Below are 13,131 nucleotides of genomic sequence, written 5' to 3' on the forward strand. Positions count from 1 at the left end.
AAACCATGTGAGAGGCCTGCCGGTCAGGACGCCTGACGCTCGGGCCCGTGGTGTATCTCGACACCGCCGGAGTCGCCGAAGGTCAGCCGGCAGGTGTCCGCGCGGTAGGTCGCCACCGAGAGCGCGGCGGTACGGCCGCGGGCGATGTGACGGGTGGTGACGACGAGGACGGGGGCGCCGGGCAGGCGGTCCAGTTCCTTCGCCGCGTCCGCGCCGGCCGAGCCGAGCTCCACCGCGTTCTCCTGGCGCTCCAGCTCCAGGCGCTGGAGTTCGCGCAGCACCGCGCGGGCGCGCGCCGCGCCGGACGGGGCGTCGATGCCGGAGAGGTCGGGCACCGAGGCGGCCGGGATGTACAGCAGCTCGGACGCGACGGGCTGGCCGCGGGAGACGCGGGAGCGCCGCACGATGTGCACGGCCTCGTCGCTGCCGGTCACCAGGGTCTCGGCGAGCGCGGCGGGCGGCACCTCGAGCCGGCAGTCCACGGCGTGCCACGCGTCGTGCGGGCCGCCGGGCCAGGTGTGCTGCTCGCTGCCGACGGAGACGCCCATGCGCGGCGGGGCGACGGTGGTGCCCACTCCGCGGCGGCGCTGGAGCCGGCCTTCCAGCTCCAGTTGTTCCAGGGCCTGCCGGAGCGTGGCGCGCGCGACGCCGAAGCGGGCGGCCAGGTCTCGCTCGTTGGGCAGGATCTCGCCCACGGAGAACTCCGAGTCCAGCGCCTCGCTGAGCACGGTCTTCAGATGCCAGTACTTCGGTTCCGGCACCGATTCCAGCTGCGTGGTCCCCACCCTGTCCTCCACGATCGCCGTGTCCGGCGGCGTTTTAGCGCCCTTGTTTATTAAAGGTTGTTTCACTTATCAGCGACGATAGGGGGGCCACCGGACTTGGTCAATACCAATCGACACCATGCGAGAGCGCCCCGGCGCACGGTGCGGCGGGGACGCTCACGGGTTTGAACGAACGCGCCTACGGGAGCGCGGCGAGCGCGGCCAGCTTGTCGGGGTTGCGGACCACGTAGACCGTGCGGATGCGGTCCCCGTCGGCGTCGATCTGCACGACGGTGTCGGGCTTCCCGCCGGACAGCACGAGCAGGGCGGGCCCGCCGTTGAGTTCGACCGTGCGCACGGACACGTCCGGCACCCCCTTGTCCGCCACGCCGACGAAGAAGCGGCCCACGTGGTCGGCGCCGTCCAGGACCCGCAGGGGGGCGCGCGCCTTGCCGCCGCTGTCGCCGACGAGCCGGACGTCCGGCGCGAGCAGCTCCAGCAGGCCGGCCAGGTCCCCCCCGGCGGCCGCGTCCAGGAAGCGTTCGGTGAGGTCGCGGCGGCGGGCGGGGTCGACGTCGTAGCGGGGTCGCCGCTCGTCGACGTGGCGGCGGGCGCGGGCGGCGAGCTGGCGTACGGCCGGCTCGCCGCGGTCGAGCATGGCGGCGATCTCGGCGTACGGGTGGCCGAACGCCTCGCGCAGCACGAACACCGCGCGCTCCAGCGGGGACAGCGTCTCCATGACGACGAGCACCGCGAGGGACACGGAGTCGGCGAGCACGGCCCGCTCGGCGCTGTCCGCCACGGTGTCGCCGTAGTCGGTGACGTAGGGCTCGGGCAGCCAGGGGCCCACATAGGTCTCGCCGCGCGCCTTGATCTGCCGGAGCCGGTCGATGGCGAGGCGGGTGGTGATCCGCACCAGGAAACCGCGCGGCTCGCGCACCTCGGACCGGTCGCCGCCGGACCAGCGCAGCCACGCGTCCTGCACGACGTCCTCCGCGTCGGCCACCCGCCCCAGCATGCGGTAGGCGACGCCCATCAGGACGGACCGGTGTTCCTCGAAGAGCTCGGTCGCGGTGTCGGCGGTCACGGTGTCATCCCAACGCACGGGGACGGGGTGTGTCCAGGCGGCGTCCGGGCGGTCGGGTGCGGTCGGAGACGGCGGCCGGCGCGACGGGCTACCCGTCGGTAGGGATTGCTGCCAAGCTGGCCCCCGGTGTCCGGCGACACCCCCTTTCCGCAAGACCTTGCCCGCGAGTTGGAACGAGGAGCACCTCATGTCCGCGACCGTCACCTGTCAGGTCACCACTCCGCGCGGCCCGGGGACCGTGACCATGTCCTACGCGCGCGTGGGGCGCGGTGAACCACTGCTTCTGCTGCACGGCATCGGGCACCACCGGCAGGCCTGGGACCCGGTCGTGGACATCCTCGCCACCGAACGCGAGGTGATCGCCGTGGATCTGCCGGGCTTCGGCGCCTCGCCCGCCCTGCCCGACGGCCTCGACCACGACCTGCCCACCATGACCGCCGCGCTCGGCGGTCTGTGCGAGGCGCTGGAGCTGGACCGGCCGCACGTCGCCGGCAACTCCCTGGGCGGGCTGCTGGCCCTGGAGATGGGACGGGCGCGGCTGGTGCGGTCGGTGACGGCGCTGTCCCCCGCGGGCTTCTGGACGCAGGCCGAGCGGCGGTACGCCTTCACCGTGCTGGCCGCCATGCGGGGGATCGCGGAGCGGATGCCGCCGCGGGTGGTCGAGGGCCTGGCCCGGTCCGCGGTCGGGCGGTCCGTCCTGACCAGCACGATCTACGCCCGGCCGGGGCGCCGTGCGCCGGAGGCGGTGGTCGCCGAGACGCGGGCGCTGGCCGAGGCGACCGGCTTCGCCCGTACGCTGCGGGCGGGCGGGTCCGTGCGGTTCACGGAGGACGTGCGGGGTGTTCCGGTGACGGTGGCGTGGGGGGCGCGGGACCGTCTGCTGATCCCTCGGCAGGGGGTGCGGGCGAAGCAGATCATTCCGCGGGCGCGGTTGGTTCGGTTGCCCGGGTGCGGGCATGTGCCGATGAACGACGATCCGGCGTTGGTGGCGCGGGTGTTGCTGGACGGGAGTCGCTGAGGTCGTTGCCGGGGGGCGGGTCCGCCGGTGTGGGCGAGTGCGGGCCGGTGGGGGCTGGTCGCGCAGTTCCCCGCGCCCCTGAGGGTGCTGTCCGGACGCGGCTGCCCGTGCGCCTGAGGGTGTCGTCCGGACGCGGCTGCCCGCGCCCCGTCAAGGCGTGTTGTTCACCCTGTGTTCGGGATGGGGGCGTAGGTGTGGTGTGCACACCGACAGGACCATGGATCCCGGAGGCACACTCATGGCACACCGTCCGCTGCCCGGCCGTCGCGCCCTGCTGAAGGGCTCGCTCGCCGCCTCGGCGGGGCTGGCCCTGCCCGCGTTCACCCGGTCGGGGCGGCCCTCGGCCGAGTGGGGCGTCCAGGCGGGCGACGTCACCCGTGACTCCGCGCTGGTCTGGGTGCGGTCGGACCGGCCGGCGCGGATGATCGTCGAGACCTCGGCCACCGAGTCGTTCCGCAACACCCGGCGGCTGCGCGGCCCGTTGATCGGCCCCGGCACCGACTTCACCGGCACCGCCCGCCTGCGCGGGCTGCCGCCGGGCGAGCAGATCCACTACCGGGTGCTGCTCACCGACCCCGACGACCCGCGCCGTACGAGCGCCCCGGTCGCCGGCACCTTCCGTACCGTGCCGGACCGGCGCCGGGACGGGGTGCGGTTCGTGTGGTCGGGCGACCTGGCGGGGCAGGGCTGGGGCATCAACCCGGCGTTCGGCGGCTACCGCATCTTCGACGCGATGGCCCGGCTCGACCCGGACTTCTTCCTGTTCAGCGGGGACACCATCTACGCCGACGGGCCGATCGCGGCGACCGCCGAACTGCCCGACGGCAGCCTCTGGCGGAACATCACCACCGAGGAGAAGTCCAAGGTCGCGGAGACCCTCGCCGAGTTCCGCGGCGCCTTCCGCTACAACCTGCTGGACGAGCACCTGCGCCGGTTCAACGCCCGTGTCCCGTCCGTCGTCCAGTGGGACGACCACGAGGTGCGCAACAACTGGTACCCGGGGCAGCGGATCGCGGACACCGACACCCGGTACACCGAGAAGAGCGTGGACGTGCTGGCGGCCCGCGCCCGGCGGGCGTTCGGTGAGTACTTCCCCGTGTCGACGCTTCGGCCCGGCGCCCGGGAGGGGCGCGTGCACCGGGTGGTGCGGCAGGGCCCGCTGCTCGACGTGTTCGTGCTGGACATGCGGACGTACCGGAACGCCAACTCGCCCGGCGACCAGGCCGTCGACCCGCAGGGCATTCTGGGACGGGAGCAACTGGACTGGCTGAAGCGGGAGCTGGCGCGGTCGCGTGCGGTGTGGAAGGTGATCGCCGCCGACATGCCGATCGGGCTGATCGTGCCGGACACCACCGAAGGCCGGCCGCACGTCGAGGCGGTGGCGCAGGGCGATCCGGGGGCTCCGCTGGGACGCGAGCTTCAGATCGCCGAGCTGCTGCGGTTCGTCAAGCACCGGAGGATCACCGGGACGGTGTGGCTGACGGCCGACGTGCATCACACGTCGGCGCAGCACTACCAGCCCTCGCGGGCCGCGTTCGGCGATTTCGAGCCGTTCTGGGAGTTCGTCTCCGGGCCGCTCAACGCGGGCGCCTTCCCGGCCTCGGAGCTGGACGCGACGTTCGGTCCGGAGCGGGTGTGGGTGAAGGCGCCCACCGCCTCCAACGTCTCCCCCGCCGGCGGGTACCAGTTCTTCGGCGAGGTGGACATCGACGGCGGCAGCGGCGAACTGACCGTGCGGCTGCGGGAGATGGACGGCACGGTGCTGTTCACGAAGACACTCCGGCCGGGCCTTGTCGGTCAGTGACGCAGCATTCAGGACAGAAATCAGGACAGAAGCGGGCTTTACTCGTCAGTCACAGTACGTTCGTGATCACGAAACACGATTCCTTCACAGTGACTGTATGAGTCGAGACATGTCTGACGTGACGAACGACCGTGACGCAGGGCGCACGCCCCGCCGCTGGAACCCACTGGCCCCTGCCGCGCGCTGCGGGGAGGCGCTCCACGCATGGCGGGCACGCCGCCACGGCCACGCGCCGCCGGCGCACGATACCGGCGGCGCTCCGCCGCCGCCCGAGCCGGCGGCGCACGCACCGGCGGCGGCCGAGAGCGTGCTGTGGCGGATGCGGACGACGGTGCGGGACGAGCCGGGCGCGCTGGCCGCCCTGTGCACGGCGCTGGCCGAGCGGCGGGTCGACATCCTGACCCTCCAGACGCATCCGCTGGGCGCGCACACCGTCGACGAGTTCCTGCTGCGCGTGCCGGCGGGTACGGACCTCGCCGCGGCGGTGGCGGCCGGCGGGGGCACGGACACCTGGGCCGAGCGGGCCGACGCCCACGATCTGGTGGACGGCCCGACCCGGATGCTGGGGCTGGCCGCCCGCGCCGCGACGGACGCGGCCGAACTACCGCTGGTGCTCCGCCAGTTGCTGGGGCGCTGCACGATCCGCTCCCACCCCGCCGCGGTGATCGGCGGCGGGGCGGACGCCGTGCCGCCGGCGGGCGTGCTGGACGACACCGTCATCCGGCTGCCCGACCCGGAGGGCGGTGTCATCACGGTGGAGCGGCCGTATCTGCCGTTCACGCCCACGGAGTTCGCCCGCGCCCGGGCGCTGGTGGAGCTGGACGCCCGGCTCGGTCCGCGGATGCCGCGCGGCCGTGACGTGCTGACGCTGCCCGAGGGCCGCCGTGTCTCCGTGCGCCGCGCGGACACCGCCGACCTGGCTGCCGCGCGGGCGATGCACGAGCGGTGCTCCGCCGAGACGCTGCGCCGCCGGTACCACGGGCCGGTCGGCGACGCGACCCGCTACCTCGACCACCTGCTCAGCCCGCGCTTCGGCCGCACGCTCGCCGCGCAGACCGCGTCGGGCGACATCGTCGCCCTGGGCCACCTGCTGTGGGACGGCGACGAGACCGAGGTGGCCCTGATCGTCGAGGACGCGTGGCAGCGGCGCGGCATCGGCGCGGAACTGCTGTCCCGGCTGGTGGACATGGCCGTCGAGGCGGGGTGCGCCCATGTGTACGCCGTGACGCAGGCGTCCAACACGGGCATGGTCGCCGCGATGCGCGGCCTGGGCCTCCCCCTCGACTACCAGGTCGAGGAGGGCACCCTGGTCGTCACCGCCCGCCTGACGCCCACCCCGGCCCACAGCGCACCGGAGGCGGGCGAAAGGGTCGCCCGCCGCTGACCGGCAGGGGGAAATCGGCCCGGCACGCACAGCGTGCCGGGCCGTCCCCCGTCTTGTGCCGCCGGCCCGTCCACTGCCCCCGAGTGCCCGGCGGCGGTCCATCGGCCCCGCTCCCCGGCGACGACGCCTCGCCCTCGGCGGTACATTCCGGTCCCGATCCGGGAGACGGCCGGCCCTCCATCCGGTGGCCGGACCGCCTGATCCGGACCGCGGCCGGCGGAGCCCCGGCCACCACCTGACGCGTGGGCCGTACCGTCCCCCGTCCCGAGCCGCCGCCCTCAAGCCCCGGCACCCGGCGCACCCGGCAGCGGACCGGGGAGCCCGACGGAACCGACGCTGCCGGGCGAACCCCCACCGGGGCCGAAACCCCGACCCGGGCGGTCCATCGGCCCCGCTCCCCAGCCGTCGACGGCCGTGCCGGCCGGGCGCGATCCGCACGATGGCCGACCCACCGGCCGGTCCCCGGACCGCCAGATGCGGACCGCGGCCGGCGGAGCGCCGGCCGCCCCCTCGGACGTCACCGGCCACCGCCTGACGCGAGGGCCGGGCCGCCGGCCCGTCCACCGCCCCCGCGTGCGCGGACGCCGGCCCTGAGCCGGCCGCGGGCGGCGGATCGCGTGCCCGGCGAGCCGATGGTCCCGGGGCGAACCCCACCGGGGCCGAACCCCCGACCCGGGCGGCCCTTCGGCCCCGTTTCCCCGCGTGCTCAGGGGCGCTCCGGTCCCTCGTGTACGAGGGCCGCGCCCCGTCCCGCGCGTCCAAGGGCGCCCCAGTCCCGCGCATCCGCCCCAGGGGCACCGCAGTCGCCGGCCCGGGCAGCCGCCCCCCGTCTCACTGCCCCGCGGCAGCGCCTCAGCCCCGCGCCACCGCCTCCGTGGGGGCAGGCCGGCGTGCCGGCGTGCCCAGGGCCTGGTCCAGGTCGGTCCACAGGTCCTCGATGTCCTCCAGGCCCACCGAGAGGCGGAGCAGGCGGTCGGAGACGCCCGCGTCCCGGCGGTCGTCGGCGTCGACGATGCGGTGGCTGATGGACGCCGGGTGCTGGATGAGGGAGTCCACGCTGCCGAGGCTGACCGCCGGGGTGATCAGGCGGACGCCGGCGATCACCGCGTGCGGGTCGCCGTGGACCTCGAAGGCGACCATCGCGCCGCCGATGCTCGGGTAGTGCACCCGGGCTACGCGCGGGTCCGCGGCGAGGCGGGCCGCGAGTTCGGCCGCGTTCGCGGACGCCGCCCGTACCCGGACCGGCAGCGTCGACAGGCCGCGCAGCAGCAGGTAGCCGGCCAGCGGGTGCAGCACCCCGCCGGTGGCGAACCGCACCTGCCGCAGCTTCCCGGCGAACTCCTCGTCGCAGGCGACCACGCCCGCCAGCACGTCGCCGTGTCCGCCGAGATACTTGGTGGCGCTGTGCAGCACCAGCCGCGCCCCCTGCTCGGCCGGACGCTGGAGGACCGGCGTGGCGAAGGTGTTGTCGACGAGCAGCGGCACGGAGCCGCAGGCGTGGGCGACGGCTCGCAGGTCGATCTCGGCCAGCGTGGGGTTGGCGGGCGACTCCACCAGCACCAGGCCGGTGTCGGGGCGCAGCGCGTCGGCGACCCCGGCCGGGTCGGTCCAGGTGACCTCGGACCCGAGCAGCCCGGCGGTCAGCAGATGGTCGCTGCACCCGTACAGCGGGCGCACGGCGACGACGTGCCGCAGGCCCATCGAGCCGCGGACCAGCAGGACGGCGCTGAGCGCGGCCATGCCGCTGGCGAAGGCGACCGCCGACTCGGTGCCCTCCAGGCGGGCGAGGGCGGTTTCGAAGCGGGCGACGGTGGGGTTGCCGAGCCGCCCGTAGACGGGCGGGCCGTCGGGTTCGGCGCCGGTGGTGGCGAAGGCGTCGATGCGGGCGGCCTCGGCCCGGCTGTCGTAGGAGGGGTAGGTGGTGGACAGGTCGATCGGCGGGGCGTGCAGTCCGAGTCCGGCCAGGTCGTCCCGTCCGGCGTGCACGGCCTCGGTGGCGAGTGCTCTGGTGGTGCGTCGCGTGTCCATGCCGTTGTCCATGACGGACAGGGTGAACAACGGGCGGGCCTGCGCGGTCGGACCCCGTGCTACGTTCGGCCGATGAGCGATTCTGTCGTACTGGATCCGGTGGACCTCCAGCTGCTGCGGTTGCTGCAGAACGACGCCCGGACCACGTACCGGGACCTCGCCGCGCAGGTCGGGGTCGCGCCGTCGACCTGCCTGGACCGGGTGACCCGGCTGCGCCGCTCCGGCGTGATCCTCGGGCACCGGCTCCAGCTGGACCCGGCGAAGCTCGGCCGAGGTCTCCAGGCGTTGCTGTCGGTGCAGGTGAGACCGCACCGGCGGGAGCTGGTGGGGCCGTTCGTGGAGCGGATCCGGGCGCTGCCGGAGTCGCTGACGGTGTTCCATCTGACCGGCCCGGACGACTATCTGGTGCATGTCGCGGTCGCGGACATGGCGGATCTCCAGCGGCTGGTGCTGGACGAGTTCACCGCCCGGCGGGAGGTGGCGCGGGTGGAGACGCGGCTGATCTTCCAGCAGTGGGACTGCGGTCCGGTCATGCCGCCTTCGCCCTCGGCTCAATCCGCGTGACGTGCGGCGGACGTCGTACCAGGATGGTCCGCATGTCACCAACCAACAGCGCGCTTCCCCGTCAGGTCGCCGACGCCTACGTCGACGAGCTCATCGCCCTCGATCCGATCACCGGGACGTACCTCGGCGTCAAGGAGAGTTCCTCCCGGCTGCCCGACCTCTCGCCCGCAGGTCAGGAGGCGGTCGCCGAACTGCTGCGGGCGACCCTCGCGCGGCTCGACGAGGCCGAGCGCCTGCCGGGCGCGGACAGCGACGCCGAGCGCCGCTGCGCCCGGCTGCTGAGGGAGCGGCTGACGGCCGAACTGGCCGTGCACGAGGCCGACGAGCACCTGCGCGCGGTCGGCAACCTGGGCACGATCGCGCACGCGGTGCGTGAGGTGTTCACGGTGACCCCGACGGAGACGGAGGAGGACTGGCGGGCGGTCGCGGAGCGGCTGCGCGCGGTCCCGGCCGCGCTGGCCGGGTACCGGGAGTCGCTGGCGCTGGGCCTGGAGCGCAAGCTGTACGCGGCGCCGCGCCCCACTCGGACGTTCGTCGGGCAACTCGGCGAGTGGGTGGACACCGGCGAGGGCCGCGGCTGGTTCGAGGACTTCGCCGCCGACGGCCCGGACGCGCTGCGCGCCGAGCTGGACGAGGCCGCCCGCGCGGCGACCGCGGCGGTGGCGGAGCTGCGGGACTGGCTGCGGGACGTGTACGCCCCGGCGGTCGCGGACGCGCCGAACACGGTGGGCCGGGAGCGCTACGCCCGCTGGTCGCGCTACTACAACGGCACCGACCTGGACCTGGACGAGGCGTACGCGTACGGCTGGTCGGAGTACTTCCGGCTGCTGGGCGAGATGAGGAAGGAGGCCGAGAAGATCCTGCCGGGGGCGGAGACCCCGTGGGTGGCGCTGGCCCACCTCGACGAGCACGGCCGGCACATCGAGGGCGTGGACGAGGTCCGCGACTGGCTTCAGGGTCTGATGGACCAGGCGATCGACCGGCTCGACGGCACGCACTTCGACCTGGCCGAGCGGGTGCGGAAGGTGGAGTCGCGGATCGCCCCGGCGGGCAGCGCGGCGGCGCCGTACTACACGCAGCCGTCGGAGGACTTCTCGCGGCCGGGCTGCACCTGGCTGCCCACGATGGGGCTGACCCGTTTCCCGGTGTACGACCTGGTGTCCACCTGGTACCACGAGGGCGTCCCCGGCCATCACCTCCAGCTGGCGCAGTGGGTGCACGTGGCGGAGAACCTCTCCCGCTACCAGGCCACCGTCGGCATGGTCAGCGCCAACTGCGAGGGCTGGGCGCTGTACGCGGAGCGGCTGATGGACGAGCTGGGCTTCCTGACGGACGCGGAGGAGCGGCTCGGGTACCTGGACGCGCAGATGATGCGGGCGACCCGGGTCATCGTCGACATCGGCATGCATCTGGAGCTGGAGATCCCCGCGGACTCGCCGTTCCACCCGGGCGAGCGGTGGACGCCGGAGCTGGCGCAGGAGTTCTTCGGCGCGCACAGCAGCCGCCCGGCGGACTTCGTGGAGAGCGAGCTGACCCGCTATCTGACGATCCCGGGCCAGGCCATCGGCTACAAGCTCGGCGAGCGGGCCTGGCTGCTGGGCCGGGAGAAGGCCCGCGAGCGGCACGGCGACGCCTTCGACCTCAAGGCGTGGCACATGGCCGCGCTGTCCCAGGGGTCGCTGGGCCTGGACGACCTGGTGGACGAACTGGCCGCGCTGTAAGGGGAATTCGGGCGTCGCAGGGCCGGTTCAGCGCCGGAAGCCGCCCTCGGAGTCGATGACCTGGCCGGTGATCCAGCCCGCCTCGTCGGTGGCCAGCCACGCGAGGAGGCGGGCCGGGTCGTCGGGCATGCCCCAGCGCCCGGCGGGGAAGCGCGCGGCGATCGCGTCGTAGACCTCGCCGGTCAGGTAGTCGGTGTCCACGGGGCCGGGGTTGACGGTGTTCACGGTGACCGCGTGCTCGGCGAGCGCGGTCGCCAGGGAGCGGGTGATCGAGGCCAGGGCGCCCTTCTGGAGGGCGTAGGCGATCTCGCCGGGCATGCCGCCGGCGATGTCCTGCCCGGACGTCATCATCAGCACCCGGCCGCCCGGCGTGCCCGGCGGGAGTGCGGCGCGGTGCCGGGCGTGGGCCTGGACGAGCAGCAGCACGGAGCGGGCGTCGACGGCCCAGTGCGCGTCGAGCATGGCCGCGTCGACGGTGTCGAGGTCGCCGTCGGAGCCGCTGAGGGCGTGGTTGGCGACGAGGATGTCGACACGTCCGCCGAGCGCGTCGACGGCGCGGGCGTGCAGGGCTGCCGGTTCCGCCGGGTCGCCGAGGTCGCCGGGTCCGGCGAGGACGCGCGCGCCGGGGTCGGCGAGCGCCTCGCGTACGGAGGCGGTGACGTCCTCGATCCGGTCGGCGCCCCAGGGCATGGCGGCGTCGTGCGGCACATGGTGGTGCAGGTAGACGCTCGCGCCGTACGCGGCGAGCCTGCGGGCCACGGCGTGTCCGATGCCGCCGCGCCGGCTCGCCCCGGTCACCAGGGCGGTACGGCCCCGCAGCGGCAGGGGGTCACGGCGGAGGTCCTCGGGCGGGGGCGGGGGAAGCTTCGGCATGATCCCCATGATGGGCCGAGCGTCCGGCCCGGGCACGCGATTATGCGGCGCGCCCTCAGGGCCGTTCGTTCGGATCAGGCCGGCCGTGAGGCGCGGTGTGTCTTCCGCCGACCCGGGCGGGATCTGGTGCGTGCAGCTGCGAGGCGGAGGAGGGCGTCAGGCGCGATGGGGCCCCGCCCGCGCGAGCGCAGCCGACCGTGGGGGACTCGGCAACCGACGAGAACGCCGCTGGGGGTGCCCCCACCTCGTGGTGCGTGCCGGGCCCCGCGACGCCAGGGCCTGGCGAACGAAAGGCCCTGCGTCAGGGCAGCGGCCGGAGCTGCACCAGGACCAGCCAGGTCTCCGGGCCGGGGCTGACCCGCGCGGCGCGCACGGTGTAGCGGCCGGGGCCGAGGGCGAGGCGGGTGTGGTCGGTGCCTTCGGCCTGGGTGCCGGGCCAGGCCGCGTCGAAGAGGACGACCGGGCCGGGTACCTTCCACTGCGTCTCCCGGTCCCACTGGGCGGTGGCGAGCGCGGCGGGGACGCTCGCCAGCAGGTCCTCCTCCGTGTGTCCGGCGACCCAGCGGACGAGGACGGAGTGCTCGGGGAGGTAGGCGGTCGCGGCCGGTTCGTCGCCCAGGACGAGGGCGGCGGCGTCACCGACCGGGAGCAGCCCGACGAGCCCGTCGACCTCGCACGCCCGGTCGTAGTCCGAGGCGAACTCCTCGCCGTCGGCCCCCGTCCAGAACGGCAGCACCGTCTCCGGCACCGCGACGAGCGGCCCGCCGCCCGACTCCACCCACTCGACCGTCCCCGGCTCCGCGCATCGCTCCATGGCGGAGAAACCTATCGGCTCGACTCCCCTGCCGGGCGGGCGGGTTCAGCATCCGCAGGCGTCGGCGTCCACGACGGTGGTCAGCGGGTCGGCGGCCCGGCGCTCACGGCCCCGCGGGGTCGCGTACGCGTAGCCCTCGCGCACCCAGTACTCGAAGCCGCCGAGCATCTCCTTGACGCGGTACCCGAGTTCGGCGAGGGCGAGCGCGGCGCGCGCGGCCCCGTCGCAGCCGGGTCCCCAGCAGTACGTCACCACCGGCACGGCCGGGTCGAGGACGTCCGCGGCCCGCTCGGTGATCCGCGCGGTGGGCAGGTGCAGGGCGCCGGGCACATGGCCCTGCTCCCAGGCCTCGGCGGCGCGGGAGTCCAGCAGGACGAAGCCGGGGTCGCCGCCGGACGCGAGCGCGGCGGCCACGTCGGAGACGTCGGTGTACAGGGCGAGGCTCGCGCGGAAGTGCGCCGCGGCCTGGGCCGGGGAGGCGGGGGCGACCCGCAGGACGGAATTCACGGTGGTCGTCGTCATGGCAGAGAAACTACGGCCGCGGACGGCCGGTCTGAAGGGACGAATCCCGGTGCGGGTCTTGCCCCGCCGGGGATTTCACTGCTACTTCTCGGCGATGACCGAGTATTCCCCGGACGCCACCGACTGGCGCATCCTCGACGTCCTCCAGCGGGACGGACGCGCCACGTACGCCGAACTCGCCCGCGCCGTGTCGATGTCCGCGAGCGCGGTCACCGAGCGGGTGCGGCGGCTGGAGGGGGCGGGGATCATCCAGGGCTACGCGGCGGTGGTGGACCCGGAGCGGATCGGGCTGCCGGTCCTGGCGTTCGTCCGGCTGCGCTACCCGACCGGCAACTACAAGCCGTTCCACGACCTCGTCGCCGCCACCCCGGAGATCCTGGAGGCGCACCATGTGACGGGCGACGACTGCTTCGTGCTGAAGGTCGCCGCGCGGTCCATGCGGCACCTGGAGGAGGTGTCGGGACGGATCGGCGCGCTGGGTTCGGTCACGACCAGCGTGGTGTACTCCTCGCCGCTGCCGCGCCGTCCCGTGGGGCGGTGACCCGGCCGCCC

Annotated in this window: 12 protein-coding genes; 6 read left to right on the forward strand and 6 right to left on the reverse strand. The window is 74.5% G+C overall.

Annotation, left to right across the window (positions count from 1 at the left end):
- Positions 1 to 23: 23 nt before the first annotated feature.
- Together ACFOSY_RS22590 and ACFOSY_RS22595 are read right to left on the reverse strand one after the other, a co-directional pair.
- Positions 24 to 785 (reverse strand): GntR family transcriptional regulator, encoded by a 762-nt coding sequence (locus tag ACFOSY_RS22590; protein WP_394309703.1) that lies wholly within the window; start codon positions 783 to 785, stop codon positions 24 to 26.
- Positions 786 to 963: 178 nt separating this feature from the next.
- On the reverse strand, positions 964 to 1,851 hold the full coding sequence (locus tag ACFOSY_RS22595) for an RNA polymerase sigma-70 factor (RefSeq protein ID WP_394309705.1): 888 nt from the start codon (positions 1,849 to 1,851) through the stop codon (positions 964 to 966).
- Between the two features lie 187 nt (positions 1,852 to 2,038).
- On the opposite strand from ACFOSY_RS22595, the gene ACFOSY_RS22600 reads away from it, so the two are divergent.
- From ACFOSY_RS22600 to ACFOSY_RS22610, 3 genes are all read left to right on the forward strand, one after another.
- Positions 2,039 to 2,869 carry an alpha/beta fold hydrolase gene (locus ACFOSY_RS22600; RefSeq protein ID WP_394309707.1) on the forward strand — a complete coding sequence of 277 codons (831 nt, stop codon included), beginning with the start codon at positions 2,039 to 2,041 and terminating at the stop codon, positions 2,867 to 2,869.
- A gap of 238 nt (positions 2,870 to 3,107) precedes the next feature.
- Entirely contained in the window at positions 3,108 to 4,673 is a 1,566-nt protein-coding gene (locus ACFOSY_RS22605; protein WP_394309709.1) for an alkaline phosphatase D family protein, read from the forward strand.
- 109 nt (positions 4,674 to 4,782) lie between these two features.
- On the forward strand, positions 4,783 to 6,057 hold the full coding sequence (locus ACFOSY_RS22610; RefSeq protein ID WP_394309711.1) for a GNAT family N-acetyltransferase: 1,275 nt from the start codon (positions 4,783 to 4,785) through the stop codon (positions 6,055 to 6,057).
- 852 nt (positions 6,058 to 6,909) lie between these two features.
- Here ACFOSY_RS22610 and ACFOSY_RS22615 read toward each other — a convergent pair.
- The gene (locus ACFOSY_RS22615; protein WP_394309713.1) at positions 6,910 to 8,085 is read right to left on the reverse strand and encodes a trans-sulfuration enzyme family protein; all 1,176 of its coding nucleotides are present in this window, start codon (positions 8,083 to 8,085) and stop codon (positions 6,910 to 6,912) included.
- A gap of 72 nt (positions 8,086 to 8,157) precedes the next feature.
- On the opposite strand from ACFOSY_RS22615, the gene ACFOSY_RS22620 reads away from it, so the two are divergent.
- A complete protein-coding gene (locus ACFOSY_RS22620) occupies positions 8,158 to 8,649 on the forward strand; it encodes an Lrp/AsnC family transcriptional regulator (protein ID WP_394309715.1) in 492 nt (163 codons plus the stop codon).
- 32 nt (positions 8,650 to 8,681) lie between these two features.
- Complete coding sequence (locus ACFOSY_RS22625; RefSeq protein ID WP_394309717.1) at positions 8,682 to 10,370, forward strand: DUF885 domain-containing protein; 1,689 nt, start codon at positions 8,682 to 8,684, stop codon at positions 10,368 to 10,370.
- Positions 10,371 to 10,397: 27 nt separating this feature from the next.
- Here ACFOSY_RS22625 and ACFOSY_RS22630 read toward each other — a convergent pair whose 3' ends face one another.
- The 3 genes from ACFOSY_RS22630 to ACFOSY_RS22640 form a co-directional block, all read right to left on the reverse strand.
- Positions 10,398 to 11,243: an SDR family oxidoreductase gene (locus ACFOSY_RS22630; protein WP_394309719.1), complete on the reverse strand. Its 846-nt coding sequence runs from the start codon at positions 11,241 to 11,243 to the stop codon at positions 10,398 to 10,400.
- A gap of 301 nt (positions 11,244 to 11,544) precedes the next feature.
- The gene (locus ACFOSY_RS22635) at positions 11,545 to 12,057 is read right to left on the reverse strand and encodes an immunity 21 family protein (protein WP_394309721.1); all 513 of its coding nucleotides are present in this window, start codon (positions 12,055 to 12,057) and stop codon (positions 11,545 to 11,547) included.
- Between the two features lie 45 nt (positions 12,058 to 12,102).
- Positions 12,103 to 12,579, reverse strand: a complete 477-nt coding sequence (locus ACFOSY_RS22640) for a rhodanese-like domain-containing protein (RefSeq protein WP_394309723.1) — start codon at positions 12,577 to 12,579, stop codon at positions 12,103 to 12,105.
- Positions 12,580 to 12,673: 94 nt separating this feature from the next.
- On the opposite strand from ACFOSY_RS22640, the gene ACFOSY_RS22645 reads away from it, so the two are divergent.
- Positions 12,674 to 13,120 carry an Lrp/AsnC family transcriptional regulator gene (locus ACFOSY_RS22645; protein ID WP_394309725.1) on the forward strand — a complete coding sequence of 149 codons (447 nt, stop codon included), beginning with the start codon at positions 12,674 to 12,676 and terminating at the stop codon, positions 13,118 to 13,120.
- The last annotated feature ends 11 nt before the right edge of the window (positions 13,121 to 13,131 follow it).

Source organism: Streptomyces lusitanus (assembly GCF_042647945.1).
GTDB lineage: Bacteria > Actinomycetota > Actinomycetes > Streptomycetales > Streptomycetaceae > Streptomyces > Streptomyces pseudogriseolus.

What these genes read in the sequence shown, in the direction of transcription:
- ACFOSY_RS22645 (WP_394309725.1), top strand. Translation starts at nt 12,674, where the DNA reads ATGACCGAGTATTCCCCGGACGCCACCGACTGGCGCATCCTCGACGTC.
- ACFOSY_RS22605 (WP_394309709.1), top strand. Translation starts at nt 3,108, where the DNA reads ATGGCACACCGTCCGCTGCCCGGCCGTCGCGCCCTGCTGAAGGGCTCG.
- ACFOSY_RS22620 (WP_394309715.1), top strand. Translation starts at nt 8,158, where the DNA reads ATGAGCGATTCTGTCGTACTGGATCCGGTGGACCTCCAGCTGCTGCGG.
- ACFOSY_RS22625 (WP_394309717.1), top strand. Translation starts at nt 8,682, where the DNA reads ATGTCACCAACCAACAGCGCGCTTCCCCGTCAGGTCGCCGACGCCTAC.
- ACFOSY_RS22635 (WP_394309721.1), bottom strand. Translation starts at nt 12,057, where the DNA reads ATGGAGCGATGCGCGGAGCCGGGGACGGTCGAGTGGGTGGAGTCGGGC.
- ACFOSY_RS22630 (WP_394309719.1), bottom strand. Translation starts at nt 11,243, where the DNA reads ATGCCGAAGCTTCCCCCGCCCCCGCCCGAGGACCTCCGCCGTGACCCC.
- ACFOSY_RS22615 (WP_394309713.1), bottom strand. Translation starts at nt 8,085, where the DNA reads ATGGACACGCGACGCACCACCAGAGCACTCGCCACCGAGGCCGTGCAC.
- ACFOSY_RS22640 (WP_394309723.1), bottom strand. Translation starts at nt 12,579, where the DNA reads ATGACGACGACCACCGTGAATTCCGTCCTGCGGGTCGCCCCCGCCTCC.
- ACFOSY_RS22600 (WP_394309707.1), top strand. Translation starts at nt 2,039, where the DNA reads ATGTCCGCGACCGTCACCTGTCAGGTCACCACTCCGCGCGGCCCGGGG.
- ACFOSY_RS22610 (WP_394309711.1), top strand. Translation starts at nt 4,783, where the DNA reads ATGTCTGACGTGACGAACGACCGTGACGCAGGGCGCACGCCCCGCCGC.